Source organism: Cellulosimicrobium sp. G4 BAM 1002 (assembly GCF_057126935.1).
Genome location: NZ_CP182109.1, coordinates 767366 through 784951 on the forward strand (window position 1 = coordinate 767366; position 17586 = coordinate 784951).

Consider the following 17586-nt stretch of genomic DNA (forward strand, 5'->3'; position numbering starts at 1 on the left):
GGCACGGGTCACGCCGTCCGGCTCGATGGGGAGCGGCCCGTCCGGAAGACTGGTCCACCGTGACAGACCGATGGACCTGGCCGGCGTACGTCGGCGTCATAGGCGGCGTGATGCTCTTCGCCGCGTTCCTCGTGCCCGTGCTCGCGTGGCAGTCGCGCCGATACGGCCGGCTCGACGGCCGCCGGCTCGTGGGCGCCGCGGCCGTCAGCGTCTACGGCGTCGCGCTCGTCGCGTACACGCTCCTGCCCCTCCCGAGCGGGGATCTTGCGGGGTGGTGCGCGCAGTACGGTGTCCCGGGCGCCGAGCTCGTCCCGCTGCACTCGCTCGGGGACATCGCACGGGACACGGCGGGCCTGGGACCCGGGGCGACGCTGCGCAGCCCGGCGGTGCTCCAGGTCGTGTTCAACGTGGTGCTGTTCGTGCCCTGGGGCGTGCTCGTGCGGCGGTACCTCGGTCGCAGCGTCCTCGTCGCGACGCTGTCGGGCCTCGCCGCGTCGCTGCTCGTCGAGACGACGCAGTACACCGGGATCTTCGGGCTGATCCCGTGCTCGTACCGCGTCGCGGATGTCGACGACGTCCTGACCAACACGCTCGGGGCGCTCCTGGGGGCGCTCGCCGCGCCCGTCCTGCTGCGCTGGATGCCGCGTGCCGCGGAGCTTGGGGAGCGCCGGGGCGAGGCACGGCCCGTGACCGCGCGACGGCGCTGGCTCGGGATGCTCGTCGACGCCGCGCTGGTGTGGGTGCTCGGGGTCGTGGCGCTGGTCGCGCACCGCACCGCGTTGCTCCTGCTCGGGCGGCCGCTCCCGGACGGTCCCGACTGGCCGCAGTGGGCCCTCTGCACGGTGGTGCCCTTCGTCCTGGTGTTCCTCGTGCCGCCCCTCGTCGGCAGCGGCGCGTCCTGGGGACAGCGCGTCGTCTGGCTCGAACCGCGCTGGGAGGGGGGCCGCGGGTCCCTGCGGCGACGTCTCGCGCGAGCGTTCGCGGGAGGAGCGTCGTGGGGAGCGCTCGGCGTCGTCGCGGGCCTGCCCACGGACGTGCCGCCGGCGCTCCAGGTGCTGAGCGACCTCGCGGGCCCGGTCGCCTGGCTCGTGGCTCTCGCGGCGGTGGTCGCCGTCCCGGGCACGCGCGGTCGGCGCGGGCTCTCGGGCGTCGCCACCGGCTGCGAGATGGCGGACGCGCGGCTCCCAGCCCGAGAGTCGCCCGCGCGCTGAGGCGGCGTCGAGGGGTCAGGTGCGCGTCGCGAGGCCGACGACGAGCGCGATCGCGCCCCAGATCGTCAGCCCGCCGCCGACGGCGATCGCCAGGCCGTTCGCCCCGCTCGCCCGTCCTCGTCGCGCGCCGAGGACGGCCATCGCGGCGATCGCGAGGCCGGACACGACGAGCACAGCCCCCACGACGATCCAGAACATCGCGCTCACCGTGCCACACCGGGTGGGGGCTGCGCATCGTGGACGACCGTCCAGGCGGCGTGGCGTCGCGGTCGGCCGAGCCGGGGTCGCGGTATGTCGCGGCTCTCGGGCACCCACCTTCTCGGAGAGCGAACACCGCGAGAGGTCCGGAAGGCGTCGGCTTGCGCCGCGGCGGCTCGAGGCAGCACCGTGTGCGCGTGCCCCGAACCACCGAGCTCGACAGCCCGCCCGTGCGGCGGATCCTCTTCCCCGGCCGCCACCACGTCGTCACCCGGTTCCAGGTCGACTACCTGCGCGCGCTGCGTGCGGGACTCGTGCGGGACCTCGACGGGCGCCGGGTGCGCTGCGCACCCGACGTCGAGGTCGTGTGGGTCGTCACCTCGGCGAACCACCAGGGCACGCGCCGCAACCCGCTGCCGGGCCACCGGCGCGAGGCGCTCGTCGAGAACGTGAGCGTGCGCGAAGGCCTCGCGTCCGTCGTCGTGCCCGTGCCGGACGTGGCGCCGAACGCCCGCTTCCCCCAGCTCGTGGTGACGAGCGTCGCGACCGCGACGGGCGTCGCACCCGACCCGGCGGACACCGTCGTCGCGTGCTCGACGCCCGCCCTCGTCGCCGCCTACCGCGATCTCGGCTACCGCGTCGCGGGGGTCGAGCTCGACGTCGTGGGGGACGCGCCGGACGGCGACGCGCCCGCCCGGCCGTGGGACGTCGTCGAGCTCATCGCCGCGGGCGACGAGCGCTGGCGCGAGGTCGCGCACCCGGCCGTGCCCGAGTTCTACGCGCGCTACGGGTTCGTCGACGAGCTGCGTCGCGTCTTCGCGGACCCGGTCGTCTCGGGCGACGGCGACCTGACCACGACACGCGACTACCGGACGTACGCCGCCGCGTTCGAGGACGCATCCGCGCGCAAGTGGGCCCAGGTCGCCCCGTACGTCCGTCCCGGCCGGGTCGTCGACATCGGCTGCGCGACGGGCGGGCTCCTCGAGCACGTGGCGCGCGAGCCGCGCCTGCACGAGTCGGACCTGTTCGGCGTCGACGTCGCACGCCACCTCGTCGCCGAGGCGGAGCACAAGAAGGCCCAGGGCGTGTTCGCGAACCCGAACGTGTGGTTCGTGCAGGCGAACATCCTCGACCGGTCGGTCATGCCCGCCGCCTCGGTCGACACGACCCTGACCATCGCGCTCACGCACGAGGTGTCGTCGTACGGCGACGGCGTCCGCGACGTCGAGACCTTCGCGCGCCGCGTCCACGAGCACACCCGGCCCGGCGGGGTGTGGGTCAACTCGGACGTGTGCGGTCCCGCCGAGCCCGACCGCGCCGTCGTGCTCACGCTGCGCACCGACGACGGCGCGCCGGCCGCAGGCGACGGGCCCGGCGGTGCGCGGACCGACCTCGACGGCCTCCCGCGCGCGGACGTCGCCGCGTACGTCGGCGGGCTGTCGACCGACGCGCGGCTCGCGCAGTTCGCGCACGACTTCCCGCGCCTGTCCGGCGCCCCGTTCGCGCCCGAGCGGACAGGCCCCGGTGTCTGGCGCCTCGCGCTGCGCGAGGCGATGGAGTTCTGCACGCGCAAGGACTACGTCGACAACTGGCTGTCCGAGTGCCACGAGCGGTTCTGCGACCTGACCGGCCCCCGCTGGGCGACGCTCCTGCACGACGCCGGGTTCGAGCTCGAGCCCGGCAGCGGCGCGTGGCGCAACGACTGGCTCGTCGAGCACGCGTTCGCGCCCGTCGCGACGCTCCACGACGCCGCGACCGGTGAGCCCGTGGACTGGCCCGACACCCACGTCCTCACCGTCGCGCGCCGCCCCGAGCTCGCCTGACGGAGCCTCTGCCTGCCGAGGGAGAACCGTGGTCGGCCGAGGTAGAACCGTGGTCCGCCGAAGTAGAACCGTGGTCGCGCGAGGTAGAACCGTGGTTCTTTTGTCGGACGGCGCATGGTCGGGCTGGGTGTCGGGGCGGGTAGGGGCGCCGCGTCTACCATCCGCCGCTCGTTCCTCGCGGCTCCCGCCAGGCCCGACCACGACGCGGCGCCCCCACCCACCCCTCCGGCGTCGTCCCACCCTGGTCTCCGCTCACCCGGGCGACCGCCCCGTCGGCCACGACGCGGCGCCCCCACCATCCCTTCCGGCGTCGTCCCGCCCTGGTGTCGGGACCCGTCGACGCGTGCCTCCACCGGCTGCTCCCGGTGTCGTCTTGCCCCGCCTCAGGTCGACGGCGAGTTCTCCCCGTCGTCGTGCCGGACGCGGCGTGCGCTCGTACGCTCGTGACGTGCTGCTCGATGCGCGGACGCTGCGCGGGCTCCAGGACGGGACGGTGACGCTCGCGTTCCGGCGCTGGACGACGCCGCGCGTCCGCGTCGGGACGCGGCAGCGCACACGCATCGGCGTGGTGGAGGTGACGTCGGTCGAGCCCGTCGCGATCGGCCCGGACGGCGCCCCGCTCGTGTCCGACGACGACGCTCGCCTCGCCGGCATGGCGTCGCCCGCCGCGGTGCTCGCCCGGGGTGCCGCGCGCGAGGGAGACCTGTACCGGGTCGGGATCCGGATCGCCGGGCCGGACCCGCGCGTCGCGCTGCGTGAGGACGCCGACCTGGACGCGGACGCCGTCGAGCAGCTCCGAGCGACCCTCGCGCGCAAGGACCGCGCCGCCGCCGAGCCCTGGACGAGGCAGTACCTGGAGCTGATCGCGGCGAACGAGGGAGTCGTGGCGCGCGAGCTCGCGGTGGGGCTCGGGATGGAGCGCGACGACTTCAAGGTGCGCGTGCGCCGGCTCAAGGAGCTCGGCCTCACCGAGAGCCTCGACGTCGGCTACCGGATCTCTCCGCGCGGCCGCGCCTACCTGGACGCGACCGCCGACGACGCCTGACGAGCGGTCGCGGCTGCGACGGGTTCGGGCGTGCCGTCGGCGCCGATCGCCGGCAGGCCGTCGAGGCTCGTCGTGTTCTTCTGGAGCCGGTACGCGTCGAGCTGCTCCGGCGACTTGCGCTCGGCCCAGCGGTCGAGCAGGTCGCGGTCCTCCACGAACGCCATGCGCGGCACGGAGAAGCCGCACGAGTCGGAGACGCGCGTGACGTCGACGAGGACGATGCCCCGCTGCCCGGCCTCGTGCTCCTTCGAGAACCGCGGCCGCAGCTCGTCGAACTCCGGGGAGCCGGCCTCGACGTACCGCCCCCTCCCGTGCAGCCGGACGATGTTCGGCGGTCCGTCGAACGCGCAGAACATGAGGACGATCCGGCCGTTCTCGCGCAGGTGCGCCGGGGCCTCTGCGCCCGAGCCCGTGTAGTCGAGGTACGCGACGCGGAGCGGGTCGAGCACGACGAACGTGCCCGCCATGCCCTTGGGCGAGACGTTGACGTGCCCGTCGCCGTCGAGCGGCGCCGTGCCGACGAAGAACACGGGTTGGGCGAGGACGAAGGAAGCCAGCCGTTCGGAGATCTCTGCGTGGACTGTCGCCATGGGGCGAGTCTGGCACCGCTGTCGGCGGACGGGAGTAACGTCCGACGGATGGGCACGACGACGTCACCGCACCACGACCCCAAGGCGACGCTTATGCGTTACCTGACCCGCGAGCGCGAGGCGCTGCTCGCCAAGGCGGAAGGGCTGAGCGAGTACGACGTCCGCCGGCCGCTCACGCGCACGGGCACCAACATCCTGGGACTGGTGAAGCACGTGGGCAGCGTGCAGCTCGGTTACCTGCACGAGGCGTTCGGCGGCAGCCACGACCTGGAGATGCCGTGGTTCGCCGACGGCGCGGAGGTGAACGCCGACATGTGGGCGACGGCGGACGAGAGCCGCGAGGAGATCTTGAAGCTCTTCCGACGGTCGTCGGAGCTGTGCGACGCGACCGTCGCGTCGCTCGACCTGGACGCCCACGGGACGGTGCCGTGGTGGCGGCCGGCGAACCGCGACGTCACGCTGCACCAGGTGCTCGTCCACGTGCTCGCCGAGGTGTCGCACCACGCCGGCCACGCGGACATCGTGCGCGAGCTGATCGACGGCGCCGCGGGGGACGGCCGGGGCAACCTCCCGGGGCTGAGCGACGACGAGTGGGACGCCTACCGCGCGCGGGTCGAGGCCGCGGCGGTCGAGGCGGCCCGGCACGCGGGCGCGCAGCCCTGACCGCGCGGCCCGGCGGAGGAGCCGGGCTCAGGCGCGCTCGAGCAGGACCGCGACCTCGTAGTGCGACGTCTGCGGGAACATGTCGAGCACCCGGGCCTCGCACGGCCGGAGCGACGGCATGAGCGCGAGGTCGCGGGCGAGCGACGTCGCGTTGCAGCTCGAGTAGACGACGCGGCGCACCCCCGACTCCTCGAGCCACGTGCTGAGCGCCTCGCCGATGCCGCGCCGCGGCGGGTTCACGACGACGAGGTCCGGCACGTCGGGGCGCGACAGCGCGAACGCCGTCGCGTCCCCGGCGAGGAACGTGGTGCGGTCGAGGCCCGCGTCGCGGGCGGTGAGGCGCGCGCTCGCCACGGCCTCGGCGCTCGTCTCGACACCGACGACGTCGCGGCCCGGCCCCGCGACGTGCAGCGCGAACCCGCCCACCCCGCAGTACAGGTCCCAGACGGTCGACGGCGCGGCGGCCTCGACCCAGTCCCGCCCCTGCCGGTACAGCGCGGCGGCGACGTCGGTGTTGGTCTGGAAGAAGCTCTGCGGGCGCAGGTGCAGGTCGAACCCGTTGACCGGCATCCGCAGCGTCTCGGTCTCGGTGAGGAGGACCTCCGTGTCGCCCTCGACGACGGCCTTGTGCTCGGGGTGGAGGTTCGCGGAGACGACCCGCAGGCTCGGGAGGTCGTCGAGCAGGGACGGCAGGTGCTTGCGCAGGCGCGGGAGCGACTCCGTCGACCGCAGGACGAACCGCGCCATGAGGTCTCCGGTGGGGGAGAGCGTCACGAGCACATACTTCAGCTCGCCACGGCGGGCGCGGACGTCGTAGGGGACGAGGCGGGCGCGCGTCACGAATGCCGCGAACGCGGGGAACGACGCCTGCAGCGCGGGCGGGTAGAGCGGGCAGTCGGTGAGGTCGACGCCGCCGCCCTCGCCGAGGATGCCGAGCACCGGGGCGTCCGTCGTGCCCGTCACGACCATCTTGGCCTTGTTGCGGAAGCCGGACTCGGCGGACTCGACGGTCGGCAACCAGGTCAGGTCCGGCGCGAGCGGCGCCAGGAGGTCGGCGCAGTGCTCCTGCTTGCCCGCGAGCTGCGTGGGGTACGGCAGCTCGAGGAGGGTGCACGACCGGCACCAGCCGGCGTCGTAGTGGTGGCACTGCACTCGTTCGAGTCTACGGCTGCGACGCCGAGCGTCGGCGCGTGCGACCGGCGAGAACGGTGCGGGTCCGGCTCGGGGAGCGCTCCCTGGCGTGTTCGCGCGCGGTCGGCTACCGTCGTGGCAGCGCTTCCACGCCCCCTGTGGCAGCGCTGTCGCCGGACGATCCGGCGACTGCGGTTTCGACGGAGCAACCGAACAGGAGCAGATCCGCATGAACCTCAGCAGGCGGAGAAGGAGCAGACGAGCGTGGGCCGCGCTGTGCGCGGCGGTCCTCGCGGTGAGCGGAGCGGTCGTCGGCGCGGCGGCGCCGGCGACGGCCGTCCCGGCGACCATCCCGCTCACGATCACCAACGACTCGGGCAGGGGACCGATCTACCTGTACGTGCTCGGTGAGCGCGACGGCGTCGCCGGGTGGGCCGACGCCGGGGGCACGTTCCACCCCTGGCCCGGCGGGGTCGGGCCCGTGCCCGTCCCGGCACCCGACGCGTCCATCGCGGGCCCGGGGCCCGGCCAGTCCGTGACGATCCAGCTCCCGAAGCTGTCCGGGCGCGTGTACTACTCCTACGGCCAGAAGATGACGTTCCAGATCGTCCTGGACGGACGGCTCGTCCAGCCGGCGGCCCAGAACGACTCCGACCCCAACCGGAACACGTTGTTCAGCTGGACCGAGTACACGCTCAACGACGGCGGCCTGTGGATCAACAGCACGCAGGTCGACCACTGGTCCGCGCCGTACCAGGTCGGCGTGCAGCGCGCCGACGGGCACGTCGTCAGCACCGGCATGCTGAAGCCCGACGGGTACCAGTCCTTCTACACGGCGCTCCAGTCCGCCGGCTGGGGCGGGCTGATCCAGCGCGCGCCCGACGGCAGCGTCCTGCGGGCGCTCAACCCGTCGCACGGGATCGACGTCGGGAAGATCTCGTCGGCGTCGATCGACTCCTACGTGAACGACGTCTGGAACCACTACCGCACGCGCGACATGGTGATCACCCCGTTCGCGCACGAGCCCGGGACCCAGTTCCGCGGGCGGGTCGACGGCGACTGGTTCCGCTTCCGCAACGGGTCGGGCACCGAGGTCGCGGCCTTCGCCAAGCCCGACGCGTCGAGCGTCTACGGCTGCCACAAGGACCTCCAGGCGCCCAACGACCACGTCGTCGGGCCCATCGCCCGCACGCTGTGCGCCGCGCTCGTCCGGACCACGGCGCTGACCAATCCGAACCAGCCGGACGCGAGCAGCGCCGGCTTCTACCAGGACGCCCGGACCAACGTCTACGCCAAGCTCGCTCACCAGCAGATGGCGAACGGCAAGGCGTACGCGTTCGCGTTCGACGACGTCGGCGCGCACGAGTCGCTGGTCCACGACGGCAACCCGCAGGCGGCGTACATCCAGCTCGACCCGTTCTCCGGAGCGGCGACGCCGATCGGGGACGACGGCGGGACCGAGGAGCCGGGAAACCCCGGCGGTGGGCTGCCGACGGGCACGGGCGAGATCCGCGCGGGCAACGGCATGTGCCTCGACGTCCCGTGGGCCGACGCGCGTGACGGCAACCAGACGCAGATCGTCACGTGCAACGGCAACGCCGCACAGCAGTGGACGCGAGGGGCGGACGGGACCGTGCGCGCCCTCGGCAAGTGCCTGGACGTGGCGGGAGGCTCGAGCGCCGGGGGGACCGCGGTCCAGCTCTGGACGTGCAACGGGACGGGCGCCCAGGCGTGGACCTACGACGCCTCGGCCAGGGCGCTGCGCAACCCGCAGTCGGGCAAGTGCCTCGACGCCGCGGGCGGCGAGCCGCTGCACGACGGCCAGAAGACGATCATCTGGGACTGCTGGGCGGGCCTCGGCCAGCAGTGGACCTTCTGAGCAAGGGTCCAGGGAGCCGGAGCCGGGGTGCGGGGAGTCCTGGCCGGAGCGACTGACCCACGGCCGAGACGTCCGGACGACCTGCCCGCCCTGCGGGTGGGTCGTCCGGACGTCTCGGCAGTGCGGCGTGCGCTCGGCTGGTCGTCGTATCCGTGCTCGGCACCCTCGTGGTCGTCGCGGCGCACACTCTGTGGGAGGGGGTCGGCCCGTTGCCGGAGAACCCGGCGTGGTGTCCGAGTCGCTCCGGTCGCGGTCAGGCAGTCACGGCAGGGTTGGTGGCCTTGCCGTCGAGCCACAGGGTGTCGGACTCGTCGCGGTGCGTTCCCGAGGAGCCGACATGCTTCGTCGAGATCTGCGGGCCCTTGGTGATGACGTGGACCATGGCCATCCCGTGCCCGCGGCCCAGCCCGTAGTCCTCCTTGAGCCACTCGAGGATCGGGCCGGCCTTCGTCGACTCGTCGAAGCCGCGCTCGTGCGCGAGGTCGACGAGGGCGCGAGGCGTGAGACCGGTCTTCTCCTCGACGGCGTCGAGGTAAGCCTGGAAGGACATGCGTGCTCCTCTGCTCGGTGGCGGGCGCCCTGCCCGACGGTCGGAACCTACCGACCGGCACAGACACGCGAACTCATCGCGACGACCCCGAGCGCAGCACGTCCGTCACGGTGTTCTCCACGAGGACGGGGACGAAGTCGCGCACGTGCGCGGTCTGGTACCGACCGAGCTCCGCGAGCACCTGGGCGCGCACGTCGTCGACCGGCACCTCGGGGAAGCGCGCGCTGATCCGTTCGACCACGACGTCGATCTCGCGGTCCTCGTCCTCGATAGCCATGACCCGACGGTCCGGCGGCGGCGCACGGTAGCGCAACCAACGGAAGGTGAACGATGAGCCAGGCCGAGCCTCCTGGATTGAAGCACCGCCGAGCCGCACCGGCTGGTCGGTGGGCCCCGTGGGATTCGAACCCACAACCTACGGATTAAAAGTGCGATCGGGCCCGTGAAGCACGGTCCAGCGACGTGACGTGCGGCGGGCTGTCGGTGCAGGTCAGTGGCCATTTTCGACCCCCTCTCGTCGTCGGTGGTGCAGCCGTGTGCAGCAGCGTACACGGAGAATCTGCCCAGCATCTGCCCAGCAGGGCAGGTGAATCGGCTGACTCCGTGGTGGCTGCACGGGTGGGCGGCTGCCTACGATCGCAACGTGACCGACGAGGAGGTTGGGTCGACGACCCGGAAGCGCTGCGTGTTCTGCGGCGCGCAAGATAGGAAGATCTCGAACGAGCACATCATCGGGAAGCGATGGGGCGACATCTTCGCGAGTGACAGCCTCGTTCACCGTCGCTTCGGGTGGAAGCTCGAGCCGGACGGGGAACCGAGCGACCCGTGGGACGTGTCGTGGCGTTCATCCAAGGGGCTCGATTTCAAGGTCAACGCTGTGTGTCGTGACTGCAACAGCGGCTGGATGGCGACGCTTGACGACGATGTTGAGCCCTTCGTGCGCCCAATGGTCGAGAACGCGAAGCATCAGACTCTTGGTGTAGAAGAGTCGGCCATCCTGGCTCGATGGGTTGCGAAGACCGCGATCATGATCGCCACCTCCCAGGACGCGGCCTGGACGTACTCACAGGCGCAGGCGGCCGAGATCATGGCTGGTGGCTTCCCGGACGGCTTCCACGTCTGGGCCCTGGCGTGGCTCGGTAAACCGATGGTTCATCTCTGGACGACTCCGATCGCCGGGCTCTCGCCCGAGCGCGGGCTCTCACCCGAGCGCGTGCTGGCGCATTGCATCACGTCGTTCACGTTCGGGCATATGTACTTCCTAGCGATGCACAGCCCCGATCCCGACTTCCCGGTCAAGCTTCAGTGGCTGCTCGGGCGAAACGTTGACTCGCGTGAGAGCGAGTGGAATTGCCCGCCGCCGCTTTCCGTTGCGAGGCCGGACATGCTCCCCGACTACCACAAGGGTGTCTTTCGGGAGTGGGTGCGGGTGTTCGAAGAGCAGGGAAAGTTCTCCTGGCCAGTTCGCAAGAAGCCAGCAGGCTGAGGCACGGGGGCGGGAATCAGCGCACGACGCGGAGGTGGGCTCGCCGCCCTCCGGCGGAGCGAACAACTTGCCCCCTCGGTGGAGGCGGCGGGCCTTCGCCGAGTGCGGCAAGCACGGCATCCGACGGCTCGTCCGCCAGGTGGGCGTACCGCTGCGTGGTGAGCGGGGAGACGTGCCCGAGAAGCTTGCCGACCTCGGCGAGCGAGACGCCGCCCTGGATGAGCCACGACGCGTAGGTGTGCCGCAGGTCGTGCACGCGGGCATGCTCGACGCCGGCGTCGGAGAGGGCCGCGACCCAGGCTTTGCGGAAGTTCGACTGCTCGAACCGGTGCCCGTCGCTCGTCGTGAGGACGAGGCCGCTCGTGCACGCACCGGTGGCATGGTCGTAGCCGCACCCGCCTGCGGCCGGTTCCTCGATTGTGACCCATGACGGGATCGGCACGAACCGACGGCGTTTGCCCTTCGGGTACGGCTTCATTACGCCGCCGCGGTTGTCCCATACGTCGGCGACCTCGATAACACGACGCTCGAGGTCGACGCGGCGGGCGTGAAGGCCGGTCGCCTCGCCCCACCGCATGCCGGTGCCGACGAGCATGTCGACAACGGCACGCTCGGCGTCGGGCAACTCGGCGCGGATCGCGTCCACCTCGTCGCGCGTGAGGTATCGCTCGTTGCTCGTCTTGCCGGCGGCGAGGCGAAGTGCGGCCGCGGGGTTCGCTGTGAGGATTTCGGCGTCAACGGCGGCGCGCAGGGACGCGGAGAGCAGATGCACGATGCGCTGGACGGTCGTCGGGGCGAGGCCGCTCGTGCGCAACTCGGCGGCCCACGCCTTCACTTCGTGTCGGGTGATGTCCACGAGCGGCGTGCGGCCCCAGCGTGGGGTGAGGTGCAGGTCGCGGCGTCCGCGGTCGGTCGCGAGGGTGGACGGCTCGACATCGCGCGTTGGCCACCATTCGGCGCACCACTCGCCCCACGTGCGCGCGGCGGCGTCGGGGGAGCGCCACCCGAGCGACCGTGAAGCGGCCTCGGCTGCCTCGCCCGCGCGCTCGGCGGCCTTCTTGTGGATGAACGGTGACCCGTCGGCGGTGCGCTTCTTGCCGTCGGCGTCGCGGTAGCGCGCGAGGTAGCGGCCGCTTGAGGTGCGCTCGATCCAGGCCATCAGGCGATCCGTCCTCGGCGATCGTGGAGCCACGGCGCGCGGCCCCATGGGGTCGCGTAGGCGACGGGCGGGATGCGGCGTAGGACTCGCTGGAAGATGCTCACGACGTCGGGGTGCACGTCGAGCTCGTCTGCCAGGGCGCCGACGTGCGGCCCGTAGAGCGCCTCGGCGCGCGCGTACTGCTCGGGATCGATGAGCAGGCTCGCGGCGTGCTCATCGGCGAGCCGCTCAGCCTCGAGGTCACCGTGCGGGTCGATGGCGTCGAGCTCGTGCTCGTGCCAGGCATGCCCGAGCTCGTGCGCCAACGTGTACCGCTGCTGCCAGATGTCCATCGACGAGTTGAGCGTGATCGTCCGGACGTGGTGCTCGTACACCCCGCGAAGCCAGTCACCCATATCCCGGTCCCACTCGACCTCGACGCCGCGCTCGCGTGCGATCACCAGCAGCTCCCGCATCTATTGCCCCCGTAGTTCCTGTTCCTCAGAGATCGACCGCTTCGTCACGTGCGCCGCCGCCGTGGCCGAGAAGTCCCGTTCGCTCCCGAGCCTCCGGAAGCGACCCTCGATCACTGCGCTGGCGTCGTCATTGTGCGCCTCGGCCGCTCGAACGCGTCGCATCGCCTCGCGCATGACATCCCCGGCGTCCAGCCCGAGCGCCTCGCAGAGCGCGTAGAGCTCTTGCGCGAGCATCGCCTTCTCGGGCTTCAGCATCCGTGAGAGCTGAGATGGCTCGATGTCTGCGGCTCGAGCGAGGTCGGCGATCGACATTCGGGGCCGACGGTCGACGCGCGAAGCGTCAATGATCCGGGCCAGCTCGACGCCGAGTGCGGTGGGCTGGTGCCTCGTTCGCGAAGGGTTCACGCCAGTAATGATGCCGCACCGGCACGATTCATGGCGTACCGGCATGATTTGTTATCGATCCGTTACACATGGCAATTGCCATGGCTACTGCCAGGTGGCATGGTTACTGCCATGACGAGACCAGCAGAGATCAACGCCGAGATCGCTCGTCGGGTGGTCGACGCTCGACGTCAGCAGGGGCTGAGCCGACCGTCCCTCGCGGGCCTCTCGGGCATCGCCGAGCGCACCCTCGCGCGCCGTGAGTCGGGCATGTCGGCTTGGACCACCGACGAGCTCGCGGCGATCGCGACTGCACTCAACATCGACGTCGCGACGCTCTGGGTTGCTCGCAGCCTGGCGGTGTCGGCGTGACCGCCCGCGCGCTGACGGCGGCGGCGGACCTGCCGCGCCGCACCCTCCGACTCACCGTCGAGGAGGCCGCGGACGAGGCCCGCAAGCACCCCGAGACGATCCGCGACGCGTGCCGATCGGGTGAGCTGCACGGCTCGCAGCGCACGAAGCGCGGCCGCTGGACGGTCGAGGAGCCGTGCCTGTCGGCATGGCTCGCCGGTGCCGAGTGCGAGCACCAGCGGGCCGCCGTGAAGTCCGCCGTCGTCCCGTTCCGGCGCCCGCGCGCCTGACCCACCCCTTCGCTTGACCCTCGCGGCCGCCGGTCGCGTGGCTTCGTGCACCCCGGGAAGGACCGAGACCGTGCAGAACGAGTTCCTGTGGCTCCTGTGGCTCTTCGCCGCGGCGATCGTGACCGCGGCCGTGATCGCGCTGGTCGCCTACGCGTCGGGCCTCGCTGAGGCCGTGTACCTCGAGGCGCGTGCCGGGCACCGTCGCCGGCGTCGTCGCGCACGAGCTGCGCGGCTCGACCGTCGCCTGCGAGCCGGGACGCGGGAGGTCGAGCGCGACCTGCGCATGGCACTCGCCCGGCCGCGGCCCGCGCCGTCGGGCACGGTGCTGAGGTTCGAGCGCACCCGTGACGGGCTCATGGCCGTCACCGACGCGACGCACGAGGAGCAGGACCGGTGACCGCCCCGGCAGACGCGCTCGCGCTCAAGGTCGAGGGCCGGGCGCCCGCGGCCCGCCGCGCGACGCCGGCGCACCGGGCGGCGTTCGTCGCCGCGGTGCGCGCCGTCCCGGTCGGGCGGGTGTTCACCGTCAACGACCTTCGTGCCCAGCTCGACGACGCCGGCGTGCCCGCCCGTGCCCGCGCTTCCCTCATGGCGACCGCGGCGCGCGACGGGCTCGCCGAGCGCGTCGTCGAGGTGCACGACGGCGTCGTGTACGAGCTCAAGCGCCCGTCGTCGGGCCGCTCGGCTCGAGGTGCCGACGTCACGGCCTGGCGCCGCACCGACCCGGGGGCGTCGGCGTGACCCGCCGCAGCGCGGCCGACGAGCACGCCGCGAGCATGCGCGCCCTCGCGGCCTCGGGCGCCCTCGTCGACGTCCCCCGCGGCGCTCGCTGCGGCGAGCACGACATCCGCCTCACGACCGCCGGAGCGTGCGGCTCGTGCGCATCTGACCACCACGTCGGCGAGCACATCGGCAAGCCGCGCACGACGTGCGCGCGCTGCTACCCGACCCCTGTCCCGCCGATCACCCACCAGCCCTACGCAGAGAGGACCTCGCGATGAGCGAGACCACCGACCAGACCACGACGGAGCAGCTGCCCGGCCTCGAGCTCGTGCCGCCCGGCGTCGCCTACCAGGTGCAGGCCGCGCACGACGCGCAGGTCAACACCCTGCGCGCGCTGCTCGCTGAGGCTCGGGAGAGCGTCAACCTGCCGACCGTCCAGGACGTCGCGCTGTCGGACATCGTCGCCGCCGCGGCGGCGGTCACCGAGGCAGGTCGCGGCACGCCGGGCGCGACGGATCGCCGCAAGTACCTCGAGCGCGTCCTCGCCACCGTGGACGGGCCCCTCGCCGTCGTCGTCGCGGCCGCGCGCTGGACCGATCGATACGGCCGTGTCGGCGCCGTCGGTGCGCTCGGTTCGCTCGAGGACGCCGTGCGCGACCTTCCCGCCGGGGAGGTGCGCCGTGCCTGAGCACAAGGTCATCACGCGCCCGCGGGTCGTCGTCGAGCCGGTCGACCCCGAGCAGCGCGGCCGCATGTGGCGAGCGCGCTGCGAGCACTGCCCGTGGACGAAGGGCCCGACCGCGAAGTCGTGGCTCGAGGACGAGGAGGCGCGCGCCCACCGGGCCGTGCACCGTGCCGGCCAGGCGCCGGTGTGCGCGATCGCGGTCGTCCTGACCGACTCCGGGCAGGACTGGACGTGGACGTGCGCGTGCGACGCGGGTGCGGGCGGCGTCTGGCACGGCTCGCCGTTCGAGCATGCCGCCGTCTACCCCGCGCTCGACGCGATCGCGCACGGACACCGTGGGCCGATCGCGTGGCCGGCCGAGCTCCCGCTCGCCGTCGCGCAGGCCGCGGACAAGTACGTCGACGCCCGCCGCGTCGAGCTCGAGCGGGACTTCCTCGTAGCTCGGAGGGTCGCCTGATGCGCGCCGTCGGAACCGTCGTCTCCGGCGGCGTCGTGGGCACGGCGGCACCCGCGCTGCCGATGGAAGAGCGCGAGTCCCGCGACGTCGTCCGCGCCCGCATGGAAGCCAAGCGCGCCCGCGCGGCAGCGTCGAGCCCGTTCGCCGGCCTGCCGACCGCTGGCGCGGCCGCCGCCTATGGCACCCGCTCAACCGAGGACCCGGCGCTCGCGGCCGCGAAGTACACGACGCCCGACCTCGAGCCCGACGACGACGTCGACGAGCCCGCGGGGATCGAGACGCTCGAGCGGCCCAAGGCGGTTCGCAAGCCGCACGAGGCCGTTCCCGACGAGACCTCGCCGGCGCTCGCTGCAGAGCCGGTCCCGACGCTCGCCGCGCACCCTGACGTGCGCGCGTTCCTCACGGCGCTGCAGGACGCGCTCGACACGTCGGCCGAGGTCGTCATGGCCGACGTCCGCAACGCGACGGACCGCCTGCGGGCGCGCGCCGTCGCGAACCGCCGCACGGCGGCCGCATCCCGCGGGAGGGCGTCATGAACCGCGGCCCCCAGATCAACCGCCCGGCGCAGGTGAAGCACCGCCCTTACGACCCGCAGGAGTGGGCAGCCGGTGCGGCCTGCCTCAGCGACGACGTCGACCCGGAGGTGTTCTTCCATCCCGAGGGAGAGTCGGGCCAGGCTCGCCGCGATCGCGAGGCCGAGGCGAAGGCGGTTTGCGTCGGCTGCGACATCCGCGCCGTCTGCCTCGAGTACGCGCTCGAGCGCCGCGAGCAGTACGGCGTCTGGGGCGGCAAGGGCGAGGACGAGCGTGCGGAGCTGCGCCGCCGTGCCCGCCGTCTTGAGCGGGCGGCGTCGTGAGCGCCGAGGAGGGCACCACGGCCGCCCTGTGGTGCCACGTCTGCGGGCGGTACGTCGACCACCACGCGGCCGTCGTCTCGGTCACCCGTGGCGGCCGCGTGCTGCACATGACGCCCGCGGTGCTAGCGAAGCACCGCGCGACGCACGCCGGCGGTGGATCGGCATGAGCGCGATCTTCGACGCCGCGGCCGAGCAGTACCGCTCGTGCAAGGCCGCGTTCGAGGACTACCGGGAGAACCAGTACCGGCGCGCGCTCAACGACCTCGGCGGCGTGCTGCTGAACCGTGAGGCGCTCGCGGCGGGCATCGACACGTGGTCGCTGTTCATCGGCTTGCACCAGCGGGCCGACCGGTGGGCGTCGGAGGAGCTGCGCGCGTGGTTCGCCGAGCACGGGCGCATGACCTACACCGAGTTCGAAGCCCAGTACGTCGAGATCGGCGCGGCCGCGTGACGGCCCGCGTGCTCGTGCTCGAGATCCCGGGCACCCGCTACCCGGGCAAGCCGCTCAACGTCAACGACCTGCGCGGCCAGACGAAGCACCTCGCCCGTCTCGTGACGCCCTGGCGGCAGCTCGGGTGCGTCCTCGGCCGTGACCGCCGCCTGCCGCACCCGGTCGTGCACCCCGTGCGCCTGTGGGCCGAGTTCCGCTTCCCCGACAACCACCGCCGCGACACGGCGAACCTCTACCCGACCGTCAAGGCGCTCGTTGACGGCCTCGACGACGCCGGCGTGCTCCTCGGCGACCACGACGGCCGCGTCGAGGGCCCTTGGCTCAAGCGCACCTACCCGAACGGCCCCGCCCGCATCCGAATCGTCCTCGTCCCGCTGCTCGGCGGCGACGGGCTCGGCACCCCGTACCCCGAGGAGACACCATGACGACCGCCACCCTGCCCAGGACCGCGCACCGCCGCGCGACCGTCCCCGACCCCGTGAGGCTGCCCCCGCGCGACCCCGACCCGATACCCACGCTCGCCGACCTCGACGTCGTCCTCGGGCACCTCCTGATCGGCGCCGAGCTCGATGCGATCCGCGACGAGGTCGCCGGCATGCGCGACGACCTCGACGAGACCCGCGTCGCCCTGCGCGGGCCGTACTACGCCGCGATGATCGAGACCGACGTTTACCTCGCCGCCGCGCTCGAGTACAGGCTCACTGAGGACGACGTCGTCGCGATCGCCGCCCGCGCCCTTCACCTCGGCCGCCCAGGCGGCCTCGCGCGCCCCGACGAGGCACGCGACATCGCCCTCGCCGCGCTCCGCGGCTGGACCCACCGCCAGGCGCTCGCTGCTGGCGGTGCCCGGTGAGCGCGGATCCGCACGTCACAGGTCGACGCGTCTACTACGTCCGCTCGGCGGTCGAGGCGATCGCGACGAAGCTCGGCATCGAGCTCAACGAGTACGGGGAGCCCGTCCAGCCGCCGGCCCCTCGCGAACTGACCACTCCGGCCGAGGTCGACACGCTCCCCCTGCGCGCCGTTGTGCGCTCCCGCGGAGGCAGCGTCGTCGAGAACGCCGGAGGCCCGCTCCCATGGCTCGGAACCGGGTTCACCGACGGCCTTGCGTCCACCGACCTCGACTACCCGGTCACGGTCCTGTGGCCTCTCCCCGAGGCGGGCCAGTGACGACGGCGTGGCGAACGACCGGCGGCGAG

The 17586-nt window shown here is 72.8% G+C and carries 27 protein-coding genes; 19 read left to right on the forward strand and 8 right to left on the reverse strand.

Annotated features, from left to right (window positions below; translation table 11 throughout):
* The first annotated feature begins 59 nt into the window (after nt 1-59).
* Nucleotides 60-1211: a VanZ family protein gene (locus tag ACMXGY_RS03535; protein WP_483775505.1), complete on the forward strand. Its 1152-nt coding sequence runs from the start codon at nt 60-62 to the stop codon at nt 1209-1211.
* Nucleotides 1212-1226: 15 nt separating this feature from the next.
* On the opposite strand, the gene ACMXGY_RS03540 is transcribed toward ACMXGY_RS03535, so the two are convergent.
* Entirely contained in the window at nt 1227-1418 is a 192-nt protein-coding gene (locus tag ACMXGY_RS03540; RefSeq protein WP_483775506.1) for a hypothetical protein, read from the reverse strand.
* A gap of 188 nt (nt 1419-1606) precedes the next feature.
* Between ACMXGY_RS03540 and ACMXGY_RS03545 the strand changes: the two genes are divergently transcribed.
* A complete protein-coding gene (locus ACMXGY_RS03545) occupies nt 1607-3232 on the forward strand; it encodes a class I SAM-dependent methyltransferase (protein WP_483775507.1) in 1626 nt (541 codons plus the stop codon).
* A gap of 448 nt (nt 3233-3680) precedes the next feature.
* Nucleotides 3681-4277, forward strand: a complete 597-nt coding sequence (locus ACMXGY_RS03550) for an ASCH domain-containing protein (protein WP_483775508.1) — start codon at nt 3681-3683, stop codon at nt 4275-4277.
* Here ACMXGY_RS03550 and ACMXGY_RS03555 read toward each other — a convergent pair.
* Nucleotides 4247-4867 (reverse strand): pyridoxamine 5'-phosphate oxidase family protein, encoded by a 621-nt coding sequence (locus ACMXGY_RS03555; protein WP_483775509.1) that lies wholly within the window; start codon nt 4865-4867, stop codon nt 4247-4249. The genes ACMXGY_RS03550 and ACMXGY_RS03555 overlap by 31 nt on opposite strands.
* A 48-nt stretch (nt 4868-4915) precedes the next feature.
* On the opposite strand from ACMXGY_RS03555, the gene ACMXGY_RS03560 reads away from it, so the two are divergent.
* Complete coding sequence (locus ACMXGY_RS03560) at nt 4916-5530, forward strand: DinB family protein (protein ID WP_483775510.1); 615 nt, start codon at nt 4916-4918, stop codon at nt 5528-5530.
* A gap of 27 nt (nt 5531-5557) precedes the next feature.
* Here ACMXGY_RS03560 and rlmC read toward each other — a convergent pair whose 3' ends face one another.
* On the reverse strand, nt 5558-6682 hold the full coding sequence (gene rlmC / locus ACMXGY_RS03565) for a 23S rRNA (uracil(747)-C(5))-methyltransferase RlmC (RefSeq protein ID WP_483775511.1): 1125 nt from the start codon (nt 6680-6682) through the stop codon (nt 5558-5560).
* A 208-nt stretch (nt 6683-6890) separates the two neighbouring features.
* Here rlmC and ACMXGY_RS03570 point away from each other — a divergent pair, with 208 nt between their 5' ends.
* On the forward strand, nt 6891-8540 hold the full coding sequence (locus ACMXGY_RS03570; RefSeq protein ID WP_483775512.1) for a glycoside hydrolase family 64 protein: 1650 nt from the start codon (nt 6891-6893) through the stop codon (nt 8538-8540).
* A gap of 253 nt (nt 8541-8793) precedes the next feature.
* Here the strand turns inward: ACMXGY_RS03570 and ACMXGY_RS03575 are convergent, their stop codons facing one another.
* Both ACMXGY_RS03575 and ACMXGY_RS03580 read right to left on the reverse strand, forming a co-directional pair.
* Complete coding sequence (locus ACMXGY_RS03575; protein ID WP_483775513.1) at nt 8794-9090, reverse strand: DUF4287 domain-containing protein; 297 nt, start codon at nt 9088-9090, stop codon at nt 8794-8796.
* A gap of 73 nt (nt 9091-9163) precedes the next feature.
* Nucleotides 9164-9367 carry a three-helix bundle dimerization domain-containing protein gene (locus tag ACMXGY_RS03580; RefSeq protein WP_483775514.1) on the reverse strand — a complete coding sequence of 68 codons (204 nt, stop codon included), beginning with the start codon at nt 9365-9367 and terminating at the stop codon, nt 9164-9166.
* Between the two features lie 366 nt (nt 9368-9733).
* On the opposite strand from ACMXGY_RS03580, the gene ACMXGY_RS03585 reads away from it, so the two are divergent.
* Nucleotides 9734-10576: a hypothetical protein gene (locus ACMXGY_RS03585; RefSeq protein ID WP_483775515.1), complete on the forward strand. Its 843-nt coding sequence runs from the start codon at nt 9734-9736 to the stop codon at nt 10574-10576.
* A gap of 16 nt (nt 10577-10592) precedes the next feature.
* Here ACMXGY_RS03585 and ACMXGY_RS03590 read toward each other — a convergent pair whose 3' ends face one another.
* The 3 genes from ACMXGY_RS03590 to ACMXGY_RS03600 are packed head-to-tail and all read right to left on the reverse strand — an operon-like array spanning nt 10593 to nt 12595.
* Nucleotides 10593-11735, reverse strand: a complete 1143-nt coding sequence (locus tag ACMXGY_RS03590) for a tyrosine-type recombinase/integrase (protein WP_483775516.1) — start codon at nt 11733-11735, stop codon at nt 10593-10595.
* A complete protein-coding gene (locus ACMXGY_RS03595) occupies nt 11735-12175 on the reverse strand; it encodes an ImmA/IrrE family metallo-endopeptidase (RefSeq protein WP_483775517.1) in 441 nt (146 codons plus the stop codon). Before ACMXGY_RS03595 ends, ACMXGY_RS03590 begins: the two co-directional genes overlap by 1 nt.
* Before the next feature lie 15 nt (nt 12176-12190).
* The gene (locus tag ACMXGY_RS03600; RefSeq protein WP_483775518.1) at nt 12191-12595 is read right to left on the reverse strand and encodes a helix-turn-helix domain-containing protein; all 405 of its coding nucleotides are present in this window, start codon (nt 12593-12595) and stop codon (nt 12191-12193) included.
* Nucleotides 12596-12706: 111 nt separating this feature from the next.
* On the opposite strand from ACMXGY_RS03600, the gene ACMXGY_RS03605 reads away from it, so the two are divergent.
* The 13 genes from ACMXGY_RS03605 to ACMXGY_RS03665 all read left to right on the forward strand — a co-directional run bounded on the left by ACMXGY_RS03605 (nt 12707) and on the right by ACMXGY_RS03665 (nt 17557).
* Nucleotides 12707-12946 carry a helix-turn-helix domain-containing protein gene (locus ACMXGY_RS03605; protein WP_483775519.1) on the forward strand — a complete coding sequence of 80 codons (240 nt, stop codon included), beginning with the start codon at nt 12707-12709 and terminating at the stop codon, nt 12944-12946.
* Nucleotides 12943-13215, forward strand: coding sequence for a helix-turn-helix domain-containing protein (locus ACMXGY_RS03610; protein WP_483775520.1), 273 nt, complete (start codon nt 12943-12945; stop codon nt 13213-13215). Before ACMXGY_RS03605 ends, ACMXGY_RS03610 begins: the two co-directional genes overlap by 4 nt.
* Before the next feature lie 70 nt (nt 13216-13285).
* Nucleotides 13286-13612 (forward strand): hypothetical protein, encoded by a 327-nt coding sequence (locus ACMXGY_RS03615; RefSeq protein WP_483775521.1) that lies wholly within the window; start codon nt 13286-13288, stop codon nt 13610-13612.
* Nucleotides 13609-13956, forward strand: coding sequence for a hypothetical protein (locus ACMXGY_RS03620; RefSeq protein ID WP_483775522.1), 348 nt, complete (start codon nt 13609-13611; stop codon nt 13954-13956). Before ACMXGY_RS03615 ends, ACMXGY_RS03620 begins: the two co-directional genes overlap by 4 nt.
* Before the next feature lie 256 nt (nt 13957-14212).
* Entirely contained in the window at nt 14213-14626 is a 414-nt protein-coding gene (locus ACMXGY_RS03625; RefSeq protein WP_483775523.1) for a hypothetical protein, read from the forward strand.
* Complete coding sequence (locus ACMXGY_RS03630) at nt 14619-15080, forward strand: hypothetical protein (RefSeq protein WP_483775524.1); 462 nt, start codon at nt 14619-14621, stop codon at nt 15078-15080. Before ACMXGY_RS03625 ends, ACMXGY_RS03630 begins: the two co-directional genes overlap by 8 nt.
* Complete coding sequence (locus ACMXGY_RS03635; protein ID WP_483775525.1) at nt 15080-15616, forward strand: hypothetical protein; 537 nt, start codon at nt 15080-15082, stop codon at nt 15614-15616. The genes ACMXGY_RS03630 and ACMXGY_RS03635 overlap by 1 nt, the downstream gene beginning before the upstream one ends.
* Nucleotides 15613-15936 (forward strand): WhiB family transcriptional regulator, encoded by a 324-nt coding sequence (locus ACMXGY_RS03640; protein WP_483775526.1) that lies wholly within the window; start codon nt 15613-15615, stop codon nt 15934-15936. Before ACMXGY_RS03635 ends, ACMXGY_RS03640 begins: the two co-directional genes overlap by 4 nt.
* Nucleotides 15933-16103, forward strand: a complete 171-nt coding sequence (locus tag ACMXGY_RS03645; protein WP_483775527.1) for a hypothetical protein — start codon at nt 15933-15935, stop codon at nt 16101-16103. The genes ACMXGY_RS03640 and ACMXGY_RS03645 overlap by 4 nt, the downstream gene beginning before the upstream one ends.
* Nucleotides 16100-16387, forward strand: coding sequence for a hypothetical protein (locus ACMXGY_RS03650; protein WP_483775528.1), 288 nt, complete (start codon nt 16100-16102; stop codon nt 16385-16387). Before ACMXGY_RS03645 ends, ACMXGY_RS03650 begins: the two co-directional genes overlap by 4 nt.
* The gene (locus ACMXGY_RS03655; RefSeq protein ID WP_483775529.1) at nt 16384-16812 is read left to right on the forward strand and encodes a hypothetical protein; all 429 of its coding nucleotides are present in this window, start codon (nt 16384-16386) and stop codon (nt 16810-16812) included. The genes ACMXGY_RS03650 and ACMXGY_RS03655 overlap by 4 nt, the downstream gene beginning before the upstream one ends.
* Complete coding sequence (locus ACMXGY_RS03660; RefSeq protein WP_483775530.1) at nt 16809-17240, forward strand: hypothetical protein; 432 nt, start codon at nt 16809-16811, stop codon at nt 17238-17240. Before ACMXGY_RS03655 ends, ACMXGY_RS03660 begins: the two co-directional genes overlap by 4 nt.
* On the forward strand, nt 17237-17557 hold the full coding sequence (locus ACMXGY_RS03665) for a hypothetical protein (protein WP_483775531.1): 321 nt from the start codon (nt 17237-17239) through the stop codon (nt 17555-17557). Before ACMXGY_RS03660 ends, ACMXGY_RS03665 begins: the two co-directional genes overlap by 4 nt.
* The last annotated feature ends 29 nt before the right edge of the window (nt 17558-17586 follow it).

Coding starts and splice junctions, on each gene's coding strand:
- ACMXGY_RS03635 (WP_483775525.1), top strand. CDS start 15,080: ATGCGCGCCGTCGGAACCGTCGTCTCCGGCGGCGTCGTGGGCACGGCG.
- ACMXGY_RS03625 (WP_483775523.1), top strand. CDS start 14,213: ATGAGCGAGACCACCGACCAGACCACGACGGAGCAGCTGCCCGGCCTC.
- ACMXGY_RS03650 (WP_483775528.1), top strand. CDS start 16,100: ATGAGCGCGATCTTCGACGCCGCGGCCGAGCAGTACCGCTCGTGCAAG.
- ACMXGY_RS03580 (WP_483775514.1), bottom strand. CDS start 9,367: ATGGCTATCGAGGACGAGGACCGCGAGATCGACGTCGTGGTCGAACGG.
- ACMXGY_RS03555 (WP_483775509.1), bottom strand. CDS start 4,867: ATGGCGACAGTCCACGCAGAGATCTCCGAACGGCTGGCTTCCTTCGTC.
- ACMXGY_RS03660 (WP_483775530.1), top strand. CDS start 16,809: ATGACGACCGCCACCCTGCCCAGGACCGCGCACCGCCGCGCGACCGTC.
- ACMXGY_RS03570 (WP_483775512.1), top strand. CDS start 6,891: ATGAACCTCAGCAGGCGGAGAAGGAGCAGACGAGCGTGGGCCGCGCTG.
- ACMXGY_RS03575 (WP_483775513.1), bottom strand. CDS start 9,090: ATGTCCTTCCAGGCTTACCTCGACGCCGTCGAGGAGAAGACCGGTCTC.
- ACMXGY_RS03560 (WP_483775510.1), top strand. CDS start 4,916: ATGGGCACGACGACGTCACCGCACCACGACCCCAAGGCGACGCTTATG.
- ACMXGY_RS03590 (WP_483775516.1), bottom strand. CDS start 11,735: ATGGCCTGGATCGAGCGCACCTCAAGCGGCCGCTACCTCGCGCGCTAC.
- ACMXGY_RS03640 (WP_483775526.1), top strand. CDS start 15,613: ATGAACCGCGGCCCCCAGATCAACCGCCCGGCGCAGGTGAAGCACCGC.
- ACMXGY_RS03605 (WP_483775519.1), top strand. CDS start 12,707: ATGACGAGACCAGCAGAGATCAACGCCGAGATCGCTCGTCGGGTGGTC.